Origin of the sequence: Anaerobacillus arseniciselenatis, assembly GCF_001865995.1 — a bacterium.
Classification (GTDB): Bacteria; Bacillota; Bacilli; order Bacillales; family Anaerobacillaceae; genus Anaerobacillus; species Anaerobacillus arseniciselenatis.
On record NZ_MLQQ01000002.1, the window covers coordinates 140697 to 159718 of the forward strand.

General features: G+C 36.7%; 15 protein-coding genes. 2 read left to right on the forward strand and 13 right to left on the reverse strand.

The window, feature by feature from the left end:
- Window positions 1-22: 22 nt before the first annotated feature.
- Genes BKP35_RS05380 through BKP35_RS05400 form a run of 5 tightly spaced genes read right to left on the reverse strand, consistent with a single transcriptional unit; the run spans window position 23 to window position 4642 of the window.
- Window positions 23-247, reverse strand: a complete 225-nt coding sequence (locus tag BKP35_RS05380; RefSeq protein WP_071312384.1) for a hypothetical protein — start codon at window positions 245-247, stop codon at window positions 23-25.
- On the reverse strand, window positions 244-1461 hold the full coding sequence (locus tag BKP35_RS05385) for a Ger(x)C family spore germination protein (protein ID WP_071312385.1): 1218 nt from the start codon (window positions 1459-1461) through the stop codon (window positions 244-246). Before BKP35_RS05385 ends, BKP35_RS05380 begins: the two co-directional genes overlap by 4 nt.
- A complete protein-coding gene (locus BKP35_RS05390; protein WP_211274597.1) occupies window positions 1458-2564 on the reverse strand; it encodes a GerAB/ArcD/ProY family transporter in 1107 nt (368 codons plus the stop codon). Before BKP35_RS05390 ends, BKP35_RS05385 begins: the two co-directional genes overlap by 4 nt.
- 57 nt (window positions 2565-2621) lie before the next feature.
- Window positions 2622-4178, reverse strand: coding sequence for a spore germination protein (locus BKP35_RS05395; protein ID WP_420534802.1), 1557 nt, complete (start codon window positions 4176-4178; stop codon window positions 2622-2624).
- Between the two features lie 35 nt (window positions 4179-4213).
- On the reverse strand, window positions 4214-4642 hold the full coding sequence (locus BKP35_RS05400; RefSeq protein WP_071312387.1) for a hypothetical protein: 429 nt from the start codon (window positions 4640-4642) through the stop codon (window positions 4214-4216).
- Between the two features lie 377 nt (window positions 4643-5019).
- On the opposite strand from BKP35_RS05400, the gene BKP35_RS05405 reads away from it, so the two are divergent.
- Window positions 5020-6210: an L-lactate MFS transporter gene (locus BKP35_RS05405; RefSeq protein WP_071312388.1), complete on the forward strand. Its 1191-nt coding sequence runs from the start codon at window positions 5020-5022 to the stop codon at window positions 6208-6210.
- A 201-nt stretch (window positions 6211-6411) separates the two neighbouring features.
- On the opposite strand, the gene BKP35_RS05410 is transcribed toward BKP35_RS05405, so the two are convergent.
- From BKP35_RS05410 to glgB, 8 genes are all read right to left on the reverse strand, one after another.
- Complete coding sequence (locus BKP35_RS05410) at window positions 6412-7269, reverse strand: Cof-type HAD-IIB family hydrolase (protein ID WP_071312389.1); 858 nt, start codon at window positions 7267-7269, stop codon at window positions 6412-6414.
- 26 nt (window positions 7270-7295) lie between these two features.
- Entirely contained in the window at window positions 7296-7484 is a 189-nt protein-coding gene (locus tag BKP35_RS05415; RefSeq protein WP_071312390.1) for a hypothetical protein, read from the reverse strand.
- A gap of 260 nt (window positions 7485-7744) precedes the next feature.
- Window positions 7745-8701, reverse strand: a complete 957-nt coding sequence (locus BKP35_RS05420) for a TRM11 family SAM-dependent methyltransferase (RefSeq protein ID WP_071312391.1) — start codon at window positions 8699-8701, stop codon at window positions 7745-7747.
- A 152-nt stretch (window positions 8702-8853) separates the two neighbouring features.
- Window positions 8854-11286: a glycogen/starch/alpha-glucan phosphorylase gene (locus tag BKP35_RS05425; RefSeq protein ID WP_071312392.1), complete on the reverse strand. Its 2433-nt coding sequence runs from the start codon at window positions 11284-11286 to the stop codon at window positions 8854-8856.
- Window positions 11287-11800: 514 nt separating this feature from the next.
- Complete coding sequence (glgA, locus tag BKP35_RS05430) at window positions 11801-13252, reverse strand: glycogen synthase GlgA (RefSeq protein WP_071312393.1); 1452 nt, start codon at window positions 13250-13252, stop codon at window positions 11801-11803.
- Between the two features lie 355 nt (window positions 13253-13607).
- Window positions 13608-14711, reverse strand: coding sequence for a glucose-1-phosphate adenylyltransferase subunit GlgD (gene glgD / locus BKP35_RS05435; RefSeq protein ID WP_071312394.1), 1104 nt, complete (start codon window positions 14709-14711; stop codon window positions 13608-13610).
- A gap of 16 nt (window positions 14712-14727) precedes the next feature.
- Window positions 14728-15897, reverse strand: coding sequence for a glucose-1-phosphate adenylyltransferase (locus BKP35_RS05440; protein ID WP_071312395.1), 1170 nt, complete (start codon window positions 15895-15897; stop codon window positions 14728-14730).
- A complete protein-coding gene (gene glgB / locus BKP35_RS05445) occupies window positions 15812-17824 on the reverse strand; it encodes a 1,4-alpha-glucan branching protein GlgB (protein ID WP_084031480.1) in 2013 nt (670 codons plus the stop codon). The genes BKP35_RS05440 and glgB overlap by 86 nt, the downstream gene beginning before the upstream one ends.
- A gap of 236 nt (window positions 17825-18060) precedes the next feature.
- Here glgB and BKP35_RS05450 point away from each other — a divergent pair, with 236 nt between their 5' ends.
- Window positions 18061-18930: an MGDG synthase family glycosyltransferase gene (locus tag BKP35_RS05450; RefSeq protein ID WP_071312397.1), complete on the forward strand. Its 870-nt coding sequence runs from the start codon at window positions 18061-18063 to the stop codon at window positions 18928-18930.
- The last annotated feature ends 92 nt before the right edge of the window (window positions 18931-19022 follow it).

The window sequence follows — 19022 nt, forward strand, 5'->3', positions numbered from 1 at the left end:
CAATGGAGGAAGTTAACAAGTACTATTCCAGCAACTTTCCTAACGGTTTATAAATTTGATCAACTAATTCAGTGGGGCCTGGCATATTTGGAAAAAATAGAAGGAGGACTGCCAGAACCCAGCTCATAGCTGAGAGTGCTATAAGTACATATTTATCCTTTTTTTGATTTTGATTGATTTTGGGCAACTCATACCAAAGTATCAATGCAGTCAAAATCGTAATACCAAAAATCATTGCCCACTTCATTCGTCTTTCAACTCCCTTTCTGGAACTGCTGATGGTGTAGTTGATGTACCAGGACGGAGAACAGCTGCCTCAATGATATACTCAATCTCAATCTCCGGGAAAATTTCATCCCAATTTTTTTTTGCTGTCTGCCACTCTTTTGTATAATGACGCTGGAAACTTTCGTTAAAGTTAAAAATATCAACTTTCATTTGTTTTTGGACTTGTTCGACGACTAATTTTATTCGTTCCTCTATCGCTTCTTCCATTTTTGTTTCTATCATTTTAATAAAGTCAGGATTTCTTAAGTCTAGATGGCTTGCATTTTGTATCACATCATCCTCAGCATATATTTTAAGAATCATACTCCATTTATTATTTTTAATTTTTGGTATAAGTTCCGTATGTGAGCGTATCAACTCCAAAGAAACTTTTCCTGTTGCACCTTCTTCTTCAACGTCAACTGTAACCGTTGCATAATGAATTTCGTCTCTAATCCACAATAAACCTCTCGAAACCTCATCATTGAGTTTGCCTATCATTTTATCGTCTTTAAATACGGCGGTCCCACTTAGATAAGGTTGGAACCTTCCTTCCAATTTCCCTTTTTCTTTTTTAGGGGGTAAACTTTCGAATATCGGTAAAGCCGCTCCTCCAGTATCACTCTTTAACATTTGCATTAAGTCTTTCATCGTAACATTCATTCCGATTTGAAATTCAGATAATTCGATAAAGGTTGCAGCCGCACTATTTTCTAAATGAGGAAGACTTGAAATTAGATCTTTTGCTTTACCTTCACTAACAAAAACCCAATTTCGTAAGCGTGTTTCTGGCATTCGGGAAAAGAAATCTAAATGCTCGCGAATTCCCTTTTCTGCTAGCTTCTCTCCGATTACAGTATTTTCCGCATGCCCCCAAAATAGAAAGCGTGATAGCTTTTGTTGTAGCTTGGATCTTGCATCAGCCATTGTAACACCTGTAGCTGATTCTACAAAAGTTGACCGATCCCCACCCCTTCCACCTTCTCCTATATGACCAGCCATTTCTTCTGGCATGACGATTTCAACCGAAAGCTCTATCTCATCCTCATTTATATAATCAATCCCTGTACTTAATACAATAGCAATATCATTTATTTCTCGGCGATCCCAACAACCAATAACGAGAGAAAGTAAAATGGATAATAGAATGACTAATAGCGTTTTGCTTATTTTAGGTATATGAAAGGAGTTCATGCCTGTATGCTCCTCTTCTGTATTACTTTTTTTTGTATGACAACGATTAATAACAGAATGCTAGGCAATACAAGTTGCACGGAAAGGAGATAAAAGACTGCCGATGTTCCGAGAAAACCTTTTAGCTCCGTTAGATTTGGGGCTGACCATGTAGCAAATAAAACTAAAAGAAAACCAAGAGGTAAAACGATAAACTTATATTCTGAAAGCTTTAACCATTGGGCTGTGCCGAGTACTAGAGCATAATAGAAAACCGAGATTTTGATAAATGTTCCTAAAATCCAAATCGCCATAATAATCGATTCCAAGTGTGTAAAAAACTCAGCCACCCTAACATATCTTCCGGCACTCATAACAGGATAAAGGAGGTCAGCTGTGATTTCGCCAAATAAAAACAAAGCAGTAACATTTGTAATCACCAAAATGAAAACAACACTAAGAACAGAAAGATTCGCCCATTTTAACCCTTTTTCTTTGTCAGTTAAATAAGGAAGAAGAAATGCTATAAGTAAGAATTCACTAAACCATGCTGCAGGAGCTGCTGCTCCTAGAATAGATGGCGTAATTCCTTCCTCAAATACTGGAAGCATGTTTGTCGGGGCTAAATCGAGAGCTAAGAAAAAAACAATCAATAAGAAGAGTAGTACAACAATTGGGATAAAGAGCTGAGCGGATCTGGCAATAACTTCTAAACCTCCCCTTACAGCGAAAGCACAAACGAGTGTCATGCTTCCGAAAATGACACTTTCGGGAGTTGTCATAAGAAAAACTCCTGATAGAAATTCACCGTATTCTCTAATAATGATTCCATTTACATGAAGATAAAACAACAGATAGATCAACCCGATTACTTTTCCAGGGATACGTCCAACAATATGTTCACTATATTCAATAATTGTTTCATTCGGAAAGTGTTTATGGAGTTGATAGGCAATGAAAACGACAAGAAAACCAATGAAAGATCCCCATATAGGTGATAGCCACATATCTCGTCCCGCTTTAGCTGCTGAAATAGACGGGACGAAGAGAATACCAGTAGCAATTATTGTCGGATGCATCATAAGTGCCATCTGTGCTGCGGAGATTTTCCCTTTTTCAATCATTTAGTCACCACCTCTAGTAGGGCTCGGCTTTTGACCTGGTCTTTCCCGAAATTTATTTTAGTTTCCTGTCAAATGTGGACGTGACCTATGTGCCCAACGTGGTAAGCGCATCATCACATCCTTCATGTCTTGTCCTTGCATTGGAGCCATTGGACTTAAATATGGAACACCAAAAGAACGAAGGGTGCATAAGTGTACAACAATAGCAATAATACCGAGCATTATCCCTAAAAGACCTAACATTCCTGCTAAAATAAGCATCGGAAAACGCAACATTCTCAGCGCCATTCCAGCATTATAACGAGGGACCGAAAATGATGCGATTCCAGTTACTGCTACAACCATAACCATCGGTGCAGATACAATTCCTGCTTCAACAGCGGCTTGTCCAATAACTAAAGCTCCGACAATACTAACTGCAGCCCCAATTTGTTTTGGTAAACGTATCCCTGCCTCACGTAAAATTTCAAACATAATTTCCATTAATAATGCCTCAATTACAGCTGGAAATGGAATGGGCTCACGAGAGGCCGCCATACTAATTAGAAGTGTTGTTGGGAGCATTTCGTGATGGTACGTTAAAACAGCAACATAAAGAGAAGGTAGTAAAAGCGAAATTACAATAAACAAATAACGTAACCAACGAATTGCGGTACTTAACAAAGGGCGCTGATAATAATCCTCGGACGCTTGGAATAAAGAATAAAGTGTAGTCGGTGCAATGAGTACAAATGGACTACCATCGACAAAGATGGCCACATGTCCCTCTAGCAAATAAGATGCAACGACATCGACTCTTTCAGTATTTAATATTTGTGGAAAAGGAGAGGATGGATTATCCTCTATTAATTCTTCGATATACTCACTTTCCAAGACTCCATCAATATCTATTCGCCTTAATCGACTTTTGGCCTCATCTATCAATGTTTGCTCTGCTAATCCAACTATGTAAGCAAGTACTATAGTAGTTTTCGTTATACGGCCTACTTCCAATTCTTCCATTTTTAATTTAGGACTTCGAATCTTTCGACGGATGAGTGCGATATTTACCCCGATCGACTCAATAAATCCTTCGCGAGGGCCACGAATGACTGATTCAGCTGACGGTTCTTCAATTGCTCGCTTTGCCCATTTTCCTAAATCTACTGAGAAACCTTTAACACTTTGATTAATAAGAATAACTGGCTTTCCTAAAGAAATTTGATTAGTTATATCCATATAGGTATGTACTTCTTTAACTTGTGAAACAGAGATCTTTTTTTCTAGAATAGATGCTAAGTTATGAACTTCTTGTTCAGTCAGTTCATATGATTGTTGTCCCTTAGGTATTTCCATAAGCGGTGTAAGGACGTTTGCATTTATCTCTTCAATATTTGATAACCCATCTATATACAGTAAGGTTGCTTTTTCCTTACCCTCTATTAAAAAGGGACGAATAATAAAATCTGAACAATTATCATATATGGAACGGAGGGCATTAACGTTTTCATTTAAGTCACCGGAGAGAGAACCTTGTGACCTTGGTGCCTGCTGTACAGATTCCTGTGGCTGTTTCAATTCCTTCTCTGCTATTAATTGCTCAAGCTTTTTGATTTTCCTCCGTTTACGAAACAATAATAACAGCTCCTAAAAAATATAATTACTACTGGTTATTTTGCTAAATCAAAGCAAATATATGTATCGAAAAAAATATTTTCCATTAAACCTAAAAAAATAACCAACCAGCCGAGAGCGAACCGTATTACAAAGAGTTGTAAGACAAAGTTTTTAGGCTCTAACCTACTTAACCATTCTTTTAAAAATGTGACCTCTTTGCCAGTGACATTAAAATCGTTAGTAATGTACAAATCTCCTCCGCACTGAAATAAAATTTGCTGCCATCTCTTCATTTCTTCCTTAAAATCATCCATTCCCGTTCTTATTTGTCCTAATATTGCTGTCGCATGATAAATTTCCCCGTTTATAAACCTGCATAATTCAGTAGGAGTAGCATGCCCTAAAAATCCAGCTTTTGCCTCGTTAGAAGTTCCCGATTGAACAGCTATATATTTCGTACATGTAAAATTGCTATAAATCATCGTTTTCCATCCCTTTTCCAAATATTTTATTTTATATAGTTCTTCAAAAAAGTAGATTTTCCTTTGAACACTTCTTAATATGGAAAATAAAAATAACAAATACGCCCAAGCAAATCGATAATCAATTAATTTTAAAAAACAAATAGTAGAGTGAATTTCATAACCCCCTAAATTGAGCCATATCAAACTATATGTAGTTGCGAGCGGTTTAACGCAACTACATATAGTTACTTAATGGCGATAATATTGAATTAAGAAATTCATTATTTAGTTTACATAATAAAATTATCGTCATCTTATTTCTGTGAATATTTTCATGACGACTTTTAAATAAAATAGCACTTCATTAACGATACTAACTAACAAGGAGGGTTAACATGTTTAACCGGTGGTTTGTCGTACTTGGTGCAATATTAATCCAATTAAGTTTAGGTGCTGTTTACGCGTGGAGTTTATTTAATCAGCCTCTCGCCAATACGTTTGGTTGGGCAAAAGACGATATTATCATTACTTTTTCTATTACGATCGCTACGTTTGCTTTATTTACGATCTTAGCTGGAAAGGTTCAAGACATGATTGGACCTCGGTTAGTCGCTACAGTCGGTGGATTTCTTTTAGGTGTTGGGCTACTACTATCAAGTCAAGCGACGTCATTATATCAATTATATTTATTTTACGGGATTATTGGTGGCGCCGGTATCGGGATTGCTTATGTTTGTCCACTTGCTGCCTGTGTCAAATTGTTTCCTGAAAAAAGAGGCTTTATTAGTGGGGTTGCTGTAGCTGGATTCGGTGCTGGTGGTTTGGTTTTTAAACCGGTGATGGTTTACTTCATCGAGAATTTCGGTGTATCTTCAACGTTTTTATATTTAGGGATCATTTATTTTATCTTAGTTGTCGGTGGTGCTCAATTATTAATCAACCCTCCGAATTATTCGAGTAAAAATAAACTCGGAGGTATTTCGCAATTATGCGATGATCAATTTACGCCAAAGCAAATGCTTAAAACGAAACAATTTTACCTTTTATGGTCGATGTATTTATTTGGCTGTATTTCAGGACTTATGGTGATTAGCTTTGCCGTTGATATCGGAATGGAGTTAGTTCAACTTGATCTTGATACAGCAGGCACATCTGTCATGGTCATTGCGATCTTTAACGCTGCTGGTCGAATTTTGTTAGGCGTTATCTCTGATAATATTGGTCGAATCAATACGTTAACTTTTATCTACATTTTAACCGGATTAGTGATGTTTTTAATGAGTGATGTCACGATGAACTTTGCTACGTTTTTATTTTATATGTCGATCATCGGTTTTTGTTTTGGGGGTTTTTTATCTTTATTTCCTACCATTACTGCTGATTTTTATGGAACGAGAAATATCGGAATCAATTACGGATTAATGTATCAAGCATACGGATTGTCTGCTTTCATTGGTCCACTGATCGCCGCTGAAACACCTTTTACGACAGCTTTTTTGATCGCAGCTTTACTATGTGTAATTGCAGTAATTATGTCTAGGCTAGTGACTGCGCCAACTACTTGCGTATCTAAATCCCCAACCTAAATTTTAAAACAACAAAACCTGAATTAATGTATTCTTCAGTCATTAATTCAGGTTTTTCTATTCTCGTCTTCAGAAAGAACAGTATTCTGTAATTTAGAAATGTACTATTCAGTGATTAGTTAGTGATAACTTAAAAACCACTAAATAGAGACATTTCCCTATCTAGTGGTTAACATTTGCTCATCGATTGTTACTTAAATTCTAATCAAAAACATATTTTTCAATCGCCGTAGCAACTCCATCTTCATCATTCGCCGTTGTGACTGCTGAAGCACGTTCTTTTATCGTTGGATCTCCATTTTCCATTGCTATTGAGAAACCTGATTGCTCCAACATCGGTAAGTCGTTAAAGTTATCACCAATTGCGATTGTATTTTCTATCGGAACATTATAGTGCTCTGCCATTAATTTTAAAGCATTGCCTTTATTTCCGTTCGTATCCATAATCTCAATATTATATGGACCAGAAGTTGTAATGACGATGTTTTCTACCTTTTCTTTTAATAAAGATATTAAAGCTTCCTTTCCCACAAAAGTAGCAATAAAAAATTTCTGGACCGAGATATTCTCAAGTTGTAATATGTGATCAATGCTCTCGAAAAACTTTAACATTTCCGTTTCTTTCGGTTGTTCGGTCATTAACTTAATTTGTCTAGCAGAAAAGTGTTTTCTTATGTCTTCATTTTCATCTAGCAAAACTTTCATCCGCTCGGTAAAGTTTGCTTCGACAAATATTCCTTTGTTCGTATAAACTTTAAACGGGAAATGGTTCTCGTTTAAAATAGCCGCAACATTTTTAACGCTTTGATTGTCGATAGAAACTTCTAATAGGCGAGATCCGTTTGCTTCAATGATTGTCCCATTACTACCGGCAATCGGGCACTCTATAGGTGTATCCTTTAATACCTCCTTAATGTCTTCTGGAGCACGCCCAGAACAAATCATGATAATATGTCCTTGTTGCTGCGCTTTTTGTATCGCTGTTATATTTCGTTTTGAAATGTCTAAGTTGGACGATAACAACGTTCCATCTAGGTCAATCGCTACTAATTTTTTCATGTTTAATTAACTCCTTTATGTATGTTTTAGCGGTCGCGTTCTTTTTGTTTTTGCATAATTTGATGGGCTTTTTCGATGATATCCGATAAAACATCACCTTTATAAACTCTGCCAAGCTTTGTGTTTTGTTGATAGTACTCAACAATTTCATCTAACTGATTTGCTGTTTCTTTACTTACCCTCACGTTCAGTTGCACTCTTTTTTCTTCACTCACGTAACAGCCCTCCCCTTAAATAGCTTTATGATATTATGTGATATCCTAGTGCTAGCAATTTGATATCTTAATGATACCCGAAAAATCGATGGAATTCTACAGTGAAGTTGTTCTCATTAGTATGTTCAGCGTTCACCGTTCATGGGAAAGCTTCTCGAACAATCCCCTAAAATACGTCGCAAGCTCCTGCAGCAACTTTAGAATACTTCGCAGCACCTCTTTTAACCCTAACCAACAAACCACAAACCAACTATCCAACTTTACACACATACAAGCACTTGCCGAGTAAAAGAGGATTTTTTGGCGACGCAACGATCGACGATCTTAAAATTTGCTTTTTCAATGATTGGATCAAGTGTTTCTACCGTAACGACGATGAGCTTTTCCGTGAATTTTCTCGCAGCAAGAAGCATCTCAAGTTGTTCTTTTTCATCAAGTACGGAACATAAGTTGTAGGGCATATCGATAATTGCCACATCGTATTCACCTTGGACATTTCGAATGTCTTTTAAGGTTACTTCGGTATTAAAACCAAAATGAGCGATATTTTCTCGTGTTCCAGGAAGAACAAGTGGATTGAGGTCACTCCCTACAATATCAATTCCCATCGATAAAGCCTCGATTAAAACTGTACCAATTCCACAACAAGGGTCAATTACTTTCATATTTGTTGTGTTTGGAACGGCAATATTGACGACGGCTCTAGCTACCCTTGTACTAAGGGCTGTAGAATAATTTTTCGGTTTTTGTTGGTGGTGTAACCACACCGCTTCGCTCTTCGTAAAACGACCGAAAACCCATTTTGTTTTTAGTTTTACGATCGCAAATAGGAGGTCAGGGTTATGTAAATCGACCGTCCCTTTAATATTTAATCCAATTTTACGCTCAATAGCTCGCCTTTCTGTAAACTCAACTTTTTCAGTTTCTTCATAATTGTCATTTTGAATTAAAACAACTTTGAAAGTTGACTTTTCTACTTGAAACCTAGCAACTTTGCGAGAAATGTCTTCAATGCTTGTCCCCTCATAAATGACATCAATTCTTTCTTTAATAAATGGACTACGACTAGGAGCTATTTGTAGTGGACTTTCTAAAAAGCTCGATGTCGTATCAAAACCAAATAGAGAGCGCATTTCTAACTGGCATAAAGCAAGTTCATCCTCATGGTAGGAGTATTTATATAAATAGTACGGTGGCGTTTGTATAGTTTCAGCCAAACTAGTTCATCCTTTACAATCAATTTTCTTTATTATACCATTGTGCCTACACAAAAAGACGCAGGAGATTTTCTATGTGAAAATCCATGCGTCTGCTTTTTATACCGCCGAACAATAGTCGTTCATCACAGCAATGAGTCTTATTTTATTGATTAATCAATCTTCACCGGGTGAATTCCCCAAATATCCTCTGCATACTCGCGAATCGTTCGATCGCTAGAAAAATTACCGGAATGAGCGATATTAATGATTGCTTTTTCATACCAGCTATTTTCGTTCCGATAAGCTAAGTCGACATGCTCTTGCGCTTTTGTATAACTATCGAAATCTTTCAGTACAAAGTATTCATCATTGTTTTGTAAAATTTGATAGTAGATGTCTTTAAATTCAACGTCGGTATGTCCGAAAAATCCTTCAAGAAGCTGGTCAAGAACGGTTTTTATTCGTTCGTTGCAATTGTACATTTGCCTTGCTGAATAGCCTCCGTAGCTATACAAGTTTAACACTTCTTCAGAGCTTAAACCGAAAATGAAAATATTATCATCGCCAACGTGTTCATGGATTTCGACATTCGCTCCATCTAACGTTCCGAGTGTCAATGCGCCGTTCATCATAAATTTCATATTACCAGTCCCTGACGCTTCTTTACTGGCCGTAGAAATTTGCTCACTAACATCAGCTGCCGGGATTATTTTTTCTGCTAAAGATACATTGTAATTTTCAAGGAATATGACCTTTATTTTATTATTGATTGTAGGATCATTATTAACGACATTGGCCACTGTATTAATCAACTTAATAATTTTTTTCGCAAAATAATAGCTCGGCGCTGCTTTTGCACCAAAAATAAACGTTCTAGGAACGATGTCTAAATGAGGATTTTCTCGTAGACGATTATATAAGTGCATAATATGAAAAACGTTTAACAACTGTCGTTTGTACGCATGCAACCGTTTGACTTGAACGTCAAAAATAGAATGTTCGTCGATTTTAACACCTGTTTTTTTGTAAATCACGTTAGCAAGATTTCTTTTATTTTCGTATTTAATATGTTTTAATTGCTGTTGAAATTCACGGTCTGATGCAAATTCAGTTAAGCGAGTGAGAATACTCGGTTCATCAATCCAACGATTCCCGATCGCATCTGTAATACGATCCGCTAAATTCGGGTTCGCCTTTAAAAGCCAGCGTCGATGCGTAATTCCATTTGTTTTATTATTAAATTTTTCAGGGAAAACGTCATAAAAGTGTTTCATTTCACGACTTTTTAATATATCCGTATGCAGTTGAGCGACACCATTCACGCTGAAGCTACCGACAATGGCTAAGTGAGCCATGCGCACTTGGCCGTGAGCGATAACCGCTAACTCTTCGATGCGGGAAAACTCTCCTGGATACTTTTCCCATAGTTCACGACAAAAGCGTTCATTAATTTCATCTATAATCATAAAAATTCTAGGCATCAACTCTTGTATCATTTCAATTGGCCATTTTTCTAATGCTTCACTTAAAGTCGTATGATTTGTGTATGCTGCCGTTTTCGTTGTTACTTCCCAAGCTTCTTCCCAGCTAAAACCTTCATCATCCATTAAAATTCGCATTAGTTCAGGAACGATTAAAGCTGGATGTGTATCGTTAATATGAAGTGAAATTTTTTCATGTAACCTGTTTAAGCTTGTTGAATATTTTTCCTTATATCTTTTTATTATACTTTGAATACCTGCAGAAACGAGAAAATATTGCTGCTTTAAGCGTAGCTTCTTTCCTTCAATGTGGGAATCATCAGGGTATAAAAACTCAGAAATCGATTCAATCGATCGCTTATAATCTAAAAACTTGTAGTAGTTATTTAAGTTAGCGAACTGAATATTCGAGTCGTTGACGACAGGTTCAGCACTCCAAAGACGAAGAGAGTTGACAGTTTGGTTATTGAAGCCGACAATTGGCACATCGTAAGGGATCGCTAGTACTGGTTCATAGTTTTTATGGTGGAATGTTAACTTCCCATCATTTTCATGGATGTCAACATGCCCTCCAAAACGAACTTGCACCGCTTCATTGGATCGTCGTACTTCCCATACATAATCTTCTTTTAACCAGTAGTCAGGTAATTCCACTTGATTACCCTCAATGATCTTTTGCTCAAATAACCCGTATTTGTAGCGAATACCGCAGCCATGACCTGGAAACTGTTGTGAAGCTAGCGAATCTAAAAAACAAGCTGCTAAACGGCCTAAACCACCATTACCTAGTCCAGCATCATGTTCCTGATCGACGATTTGTTCATAATCAAGACCTAGTTCTTGAAGCCCTTCTTGAACGATTTCCAAAGTACCGATATTGAGTAAATTTGTTTCTAATAACCGTCCCATTAGAAATTCCATGGAAAAATAATAAACTTGCTTTTCTTCATCTTGTTGATATTTTTTTCTCGTTTTAATCCAATTGTTACTTACGTGTGTACATATCATGCTGCCTAATGTTTTGTAACAGTTAATCGGGGATGTATCTTCAAGTCGGTTACTAAATTTTTTCTCGAGTGTTTCAACAAAAGCTTTTTTAAAACTTTCCTTATTAGTAAACATACGTTCCCTCCAAACTTCAGTTCATTAACATACTAAATTATCATTACAGCACACCGCCCGTATTTACTAAAGTAGATACGGGACGACGATTCTTTAGCCTATACATCTGTCAAATTAGAAATTCGCTCAAGAAATTCAAACAGGTTATTTATTTTATACAGATTTCGTGATAGCGATACATGATCATCATCTATTTTATGAAGCATAAATTCGCCTCTAGCGTGTAAATATCGGTCGATTTCCTTTCAATAAGACCTCTTTCGATCTAAGAGGCTGTGAAAGAAAATCGACCGACATAAAACTTTATACAAAACGCACATGGCGATTATTCGTTACCAGATAGGTTGAAAAAGGCTGATGATTTCCTTCACTTCGCCGTGACTTTCTGACGAAGCTCAGACGCTCGTTCACGAAATCATCCGCTGAAAGATCCCCTTTAACATATATAAATTCGATGTTTTCTTTCCAACTATCACCAAACCAACAAACCCACTAACCAACAAACTATAGTTTACTAGCTTTTGACTGTAATTTTTGATGAGTTCACCACTTGATCATATAGATTCAAATATTCTTTAGCTGATTTATTCCAGCTATAGTTCGATTTTTTAATATTATTAAAGAGACTAGTCCATAAAGCTTTATCGTTATAAATCGTTAAGGCGCGATTGATGGTAAAAAGTAAATCATGGGCATTGTAATTCGTGAAACTAAAGCCATTTCCCTCTAATGTATCCTCATCAAAAGGTTGAACCGTATCGACCAGACCACCTGTTTCGCGAACAATCGGTACACTAAAATATCGTAAGGAAATTAGCTGTCCGAGCCCACAAGGTTCAAAGCGAGAAGGCATTAAAAATAAGTCACTTGCCGCATATAACCTACGAGAAAATCCTTCATTGAACGTAATATGCGTCGAAACCTTTTCAGGATAGTGATTTGCCGCTTCACGGAAAAATTGTTCGTAATGATAGTCGCCTGTTCCTAATAATACGATTTGGACATTTCGTTGTAATAAATCATCAAATATATGCGTGATTAAATCTATCCCTTTTTGTTCAACTAATCTAGTAACAATCGCGATCATTGGAATCTCTTCATCCACTTGTAAACCGAGTTGTTCTTGTAATTCTGTTTTGTTTTTTTGCTTTTTGATACGAGAACTGCGGTAAGGAAAAGATAAATTTTCATCTTTCATCGGATCATATTCTTCGTAGTCGATACCATTAACGATCCCATATAATTCTTCAGAACGAGCTCGTAGCAAACCATCAAGCTGTTCGCCGTAATAAGGATTTTGAATTTCTTTAGCGTACGTTTCACTAACCGTAGTTAACACGTTTGCATGGCTAATCCCACTTTTTAAATAGTTAACGTTACCATGGAATTCGATACTATCGACCGTAAAGTGCTCGTCGCCTAATCCGAGAAGTTCGTATAAAACTTCTTTCGGAAAAATACCTTGATACTTTAAATTGTGAATGGTAAAAACTGTTTTTGTTTCTTCATAAAAAGAGCTATCATGATAGTGCGTTTTTAAAAATAACGGAATAAGTGATGCTTGCCAATCATTACAATGAATAATATCTGGTTGGAAATCTATATTCGGCAGCATTTCAAGTACTGCACGATTGAAATAAGCAAAACGCTCAGCATCATCATAATAGCCGTAAAGACCTTCGCGCTTGAAATAATACTCATTATCAATAAAGTAAAAGGTAATCCCGTCTTTTACTAACTTCTCAACACCGACGAATTGGTTTCGCCATCCAACAGGAGCACTACCTGAATAAATATGAGTCATTTGTTGTTTTAAATCTTCTCGGATGCCTTCATATTTAGGGATTACGACTCGTACGTCGTAATCCTCATTTTGTAATTCTTTTGGTAATGCACCAACAACATCAGCAAGACCACCTGTCTTAATAAACGGTGTACACTCACTAGCAACAAATAAGACTTTCATAATTGTACCAACTCCCAATTTTATTTATACAGAAACATTACGCGGTTTTGATTACTCTTCTCGCACAAAATTCGGAGAAGAGTAATCAGTCCGCAGTTTCAATTACTCTTCTCACGCAAATATCGTAGAAGAGTAATCATTCCGCTCTTTCAATTACTCTTCTCGCGCAAAATTCGTAGAAGAGTAATCATTCCGCAGTTTCAATTACTCTTCTCGCGCAAAACTCATAGAAGAGTAATCATCTCCCGCTTCCGCCTTCCAACCTTCCAACTTTCCAACTTTCTACTGCAGCCTAACCGCTAATCACCAAATCAACAAACCAACTATCCAACTATCCAACTATCCAACAAGCCCCCTAAATCACTTTCCGCTTCGGTATGACAAACGGAATTTGTTCATTACCAATTAACCGTTTTCCGTTTGTTACAGACACGTCTTTGTCGAGAATGACATGCTCCATAACACTACCTTCTTTTATGACACCACGTTGCATGATGATCGAGTTTTTAATAACTGCGCCTTTTTCAACTTTTACACCACGGAATAGGATGCTGTTTTCGACGGTACCCTCGATCACACAACCGTTACCGACAATCGAATTCGTCACTTTAGATCCGTGTAAATATTTTGCTGGTGGTTCATCTTTAACTTTTGTAAATACAGTCAGTTCTTTATCAAATAAATCTTGGTAAAACTTTCGATCTAGTAATTGCAAATTGCCTTTATAGTAACTCTCGACAGAATTAATGACAGAGTGCACCCCTGTATATTCGTAAGCTTGAATATTCAATGATTTCACTTTGGATGCAATGCAGTCGTTAAAGAAATGAGAAGCACCGTAAGCAATACCTTCTTCCAATAACTGTAGTAAAAACGATTTATTAATAATATACATGTTCATGTAAATGTTGTTATTATATTCTTCGTTGGTGATTTCCAAAACACGACCGTCCGCCTGCACGTCTAACTTTTGGCACTGTTTATGCTCTGTCTCGAGGCGATCTACTTTTTTATAAATAACAGTAACATCTGCTCCGGATTGAAGATGTTGTTGATAGGCATCTTCATAATCGACATTACAAACATGTTGGCTTCCAGAAATGATCACGTACTCCGCTTTACTGCGATGGAAAAAATCTAAATTATTATGAAAGTGTTGCAAATCCCCTTTTGAAATATCTGTCGGGTCATTCCAGTCAGGTGGTAAAATAAATAGACCGCCATGTTTAATATCTAAGTCCCAACATTTCCCTTTACCAAGATGGTCGTTTAATGACCGGTATTTACTTCTCGTAAATACAGCGATTTCATTTAAGTGCGCATTCGTCATACTTGATAAGACGAAATCAATAAGTCGGTATCGACCAGCAAAAGGAACAGCGGCGCCACAGCGGAAGTACGTTAATTCATTTAAAAAATCTTTCTCGTTATCTAAATTGATGACACCCATCATATTCATCGAAACATTCCTCCAATTATATTGCTGCAGTAACTTTAATTTTTTCTGAAATATGGCTATTATCACCGATTAAAGTAATATCAGATTTGTCATACTTATTTGGTTGTATAATAGATCCATCTTCGATAATACTGTTTTCACCGATAATTGCTTTTTCAATAATCACGTTTTTACCGATTTTTACGTTGGGCATGACGACAGAATCTTTAATCACACTGCCTTCGCCTACTTGAACTCCGTAAAATAAAACAGCGTGATCGATATTACCGTCAACTATGCACCCCTCATTAATTAGGGACCTACTTAACGTTGCCTCAGGCCCAATATACTGTGGGGGTTGATTAGGGTTTTGCGAATACACTCTCCAGTTGTAATCATTTAAATTAAACTCTGGTGTATCTTCTAGTAAATCCATATTCGCTTCCCATAAGCTTTCGATCGTTCCAACGTCACGCCAATACCCTTGATATGGATACGCATATAATCGTTTTCCGTCATTTAAAAGTTTAGGAAGTACGTCTTTGCCGAAATCGTGACTAGAAAAGGAATCGCTTGCATCATTAATTAATGAATTTTTTAACAGTTGCCAGTCAAAAACATAAATGCCCATTGAAGCTAAGTTACTTTGTGGTTTTTCTGGCTTTTCATCAAATGTATGTACTCGTAAATCATCGGTCGTATTTAAAATACCGAAACGGCTTGCTTGTTCGATCGGGACTTCAATCACTGAAATGGTGACGTCCGCTTCTCTTTCCTCATGATATTGAATCATTTTCGAATAATCCATTTTGTAAATATGATCTCCTGATAAAATAAGAACATATTTTGGATCATATTGATCAATAAAATTGATATTTTGAAAAATCGCATCCGCCGTTCCTTTATACCAATCGCCACCGTTTTGGGCAGTAAATGGTGGTAATAATGCAACACCACCACTTCTTCGATCTAAACTCCACGGAGATCCGATACCGATATATGAATTTAAAATGAGGGGTTGATATTGAGTAAGTACGCCGACAGTGTCTATATTTGAATTCGTACAATTACTTAATGGAAAGTCGATAATTCTATATTTCCCGCCAAAATGAACAGCTGGTTTAGCTAAGTTTTGAGTTAGTAACCCGAGTCGTTTTCCTTCCCCTCCTGCAAGTAACATCGCTACGCATTCTTTTTTGCTTTTCATGTTCTTTGCCTCCCTCATCTGTAGTTAATTTATATCGTTTATTTTTTAACCGAAAAACAACAAAAGCGAGTGGTGGTACTTTAATGGATAAACAATAAGGCTGACTATGCCAGTTTTCATCTTCTGCTTTTAATAGGCCATCGTTTACTTGACCAGAACCTCCAAAATGACTCGCATCACTATTAAAAATTTCCTCGTAATCTCCTAGTTCAGGCACCCCGATTTTATAGTATTCGTATACGACTGGTGTAAAATTACACAAGATAATTAGCTGATCATCGCTCACCTTACCTTTTCGAATAAAAGTAATAATACTTTGATTAAAATTGTTCGCATCAATCCATTCAAATCCATCTGGAGTATGATCTTGTTGCCATAACGATGGTTCTTTTAAATAAAACTGATTTAGCGCTTTTGTATAATTATGCATTTTTTCGTGCATTTCATAATCTAGTAATTCCCAGTCAATATCCTCGAGATCTTTCCATTCAGAAAATTGGCCAAGTTCGCCGCCCATAAACAATAGTTTTTTTCCAGGGTGACTTGCCATATATCCATAAAATGCCCGTAAGTTTGCAAACTTTTGCCAATAATCACCAGGCATTTTATTTAACAACGATTTTTTTCCGTGAACGACTTCGTCATGTGATAACGGCAAAATAAAGTTTTCACTAAAAGCGTAAAAGAAAGAAAACGTAATTAATTGGTGATGGTACTTCCGGTGAATTGGGTCCATCTCCATATATTTCAACATGTCGTTCATCCAGCCCATATTCCATTTGAAGTTAAAGCCTAACCCGCCTATGTACGTCGGTCGACTCACATTCGGCCAAGATGTTGCTTCTTCTGCCATCATTAAAGCGTTTGGAAAATATTGAAAAACGGCTTCGTTAAGCTTTCGAATAAAAGCGATCGCTTCTAAATTTTCATAACCACCATACGAGTTACGGGCGATTTCTTCGTCGTCACCTTTTCCATGGTTGTAATAAAGCATATTGGATACAGCGTCAACTCTTAATCCGTCAATATGATAAACATCCATCCAAAAAATGGCGTTTGAGATGAGGAAACTGATGACTTCCGGTTTACCAAAATCAAACGTTAACGTCCCCCACTCTCGTTTCTCCGCTTTAATAGGGTCGCTATATTCATAGAGCGGTGTCCCATCAAAAAGTCGTAAGCCGTGATCATCTTTACAAAAATGTCCAGGTACCCAATCAAGGATGACCCCAATTCCTTTTTGATGACAGCGGTCAACGAAGTATTTAAACTCATCAGGAGATCCAAATCTACTAGTGATAGAGAAAAATCCTGTCGGTTGATAGCCCCAAGAACGATCGAAAGGGTGCTCATTTAACGGTAATAGTTCAATATGGGTGTAGCCCATCTGATCAACATAATCGATGAGTTCGTCAGCGAGTTCTCGATATGAACGAAACTCCCCATCTTCTTTTAACTTCCACGACCCTAAATGAACTTCATAAATGTTCATCGGTTCTTCATAAACATTTTGTTTTTTTTGCTGCCACTTTTGATCTCCCCACGTATAATTATCGAGCTTTGCTACTTTAGAGGCAGTATTTGGTCGACATTCTGAGAAAAATGCGTAAGGGTCTGATTTTAAAAGTAAATTCCCATCATTCGCTTTTATTTCGTATTTATAAATGTCTCCCTCTGTTAGCCCTGGAATAAAGGTTGTCCATAGCCCATTTTCATTGATTTTTTTCATGGGATGTTTCATACCATTCCATTCGTTAAACGAACCTACAACGCTAACACTTTTTGCATGACGGGCCCAAACCGTGAATCGTACACCAAGTTCATTATTCTCAACTGCTATGTGTGCGCCCATAATATTGTAGCTGTGGTATAAATTTCCTTGATGGAATAAAAAAATATCGTGCTCACTATGTATCGTATTTATCATCATTTCAAACCTCTCTATAAAACTATGAATTTGTCTATGGAAAATTTAAAAAACTTAATAATATATTAAAGGATAATGACTGAAAGCCCTTTCAAGCAAGAACTTTATTGCAATTGTCGAAAAGTTAATAATTTTTCGACAGTAATATCTTTTTTTCTATTTTTATCATCATTTTATTTAATCTTGGAAACATTAAACACGATTGAATTTGTATTTCTGCGGTGAGGAGTTTTTGTATGGAAAAAGGAAAACCTTTGATTTTTTCAGGGGCCATTGGTAAAGGACATGATCAAGCGGCTAGAGCGATCAAAGATGAGCTGTATCAACGAGGGTATGAAGCTGATATAGTGAATATCTTTTACACGCTTCATCCATTTTTTTTTAGAAGTGTACTCGGTAGTTATATATCGGCTTTAACAGTGACTCCTAAATTATGGGGAAAAGTTTATTATTTCACACAAGAATACCAATTTTATAAGCTGTTCGATCATTTAGGAACATTATTTCAAAAACATTATTTATCATTAATACAACGTCACAATTGTCCTTTTATCGTTACGACATATTATTTCGCTACAGCGTTTTTATCGAAATTGAAAGAAAGAAATGAGATTCACATTCCACTTTATAATGTGATTACAGATTTAGCTTTGCATCCTATTTTTATTCGAGAAAATGTCGATGCCAATTTTACGGGTGCTCTTAATTTAGAGTATTATGCCAACCTGTATAATATGCCTATCGAGAAGTTCCATCAAACGGGTATTCCGATACGTCAAAACGAATCATTTTGGCAGCCAAAATCAAAAATTCGTGAAGAGTTAGATTTAGACCCTCAGCAAAAAACGATCTTAATTTCAGGTGGAGGGCTCGGTTTAACGAACTATAACAAAGTGATTGAAGTGTTGGAGCAATTTCAGGAACGACTGCAAATTTTATGTATGGCTGCACATAATGAGCGAGCATTGAAAAAACTTGAGAAAGTAGAAACGCACCATAATGTAAAAGCGTTTGGCTTTACCGACGATTTTACAAAATATCTTGCTGCAAGTGATGTGATTATTTCTAAAGGAGCATTCCTGTTAGAAGGATTTTCGGGGACTTGAAAAAAAAAGAGCCCTCCTGGTATGATACGGGGTGTCAAATCGTGCACCGAGATGACCCCTAACTTAGTTAACCAAGGAGGACTTCATAATGA

Bases quoted from the DNA above. Each gene is read 5' to 3' on its own strand.
- glgB (WP_084031480.1), bottom strand. From the start codon at position 17,824: ATGATAAATACGATACATAGTGAGCACGATATTTTTTTATTCCATCAA.
- BKP35_RS05380 (WP_071312384.1), bottom strand. From the start codon at position 247: ATGAAGTGGGCAATGATTTTTGGTATTACGATTTTGACTGCATTGATA.
- BKP35_RS05450 (WP_071312397.1), top strand. From the start codon at position 18,061: ATGGAAAAAGGAAAACCTTTGATTTTTTCAGGGGCCATTGGTAAAGGA.
- BKP35_RS05440 (WP_071312395.1), bottom strand. From the start codon at position 15,897: ATGAAAAGCAAAAAAGAATGCGTAGCGATGTTACTTGCAGGAGGGGAA.
- glgD (WP_071312394.1), bottom strand. From the start codon at position 14,711: ATGAATATGATGGGTGTCATCAATTTAGATAACGAGAAAGATTTTTTA.
- BKP35_RS05410 (WP_071312389.1), bottom strand. From the start codon at position 7,269: ATGAAAAAATTAGTAGCGATTGACCTAGATGGAACGTTGTTATCGTCC.
- BKP35_RS05390 (WP_211274597.1), bottom strand. From the start codon at position 2,564: ATGATTGAAAAAGGGAAAATCTCCGCAGCACAGATGGCACTTATGATG.
- BKP35_RS05400 (WP_071312387.1), bottom strand. From the start codon at position 4,642: ATGATTTATAGCAATTTTACATGTACGAAATATATAGCTGTTCAATCG.
- BKP35_RS05385 (WP_071312385.1), bottom strand. From the start codon at position 1,461: ATGAACTCCTTTCATATACCTAAAATAAGCAAAACGCTATTAGTCATT.
- BKP35_RS05405 (WP_071312388.1), top strand. From the start codon at position 5,020: ATGTTTAACCGGTGGTTTGTCGTACTTGGTGCAATATTAATCCAATTA.
- glgA (WP_071312393.1), bottom strand. From the start codon at position 13,252: ATGAAAGTCTTATTTGTTGCTAGTGAGTGTACACCGTTTATTAAGACA.
- BKP35_RS05425 (WP_071312392.1), bottom strand. From the start codon at position 11,286: ATGTTTACTAATAAGGAAAGTTTTAAAAAAGCTTTTGTTGAAACACTC.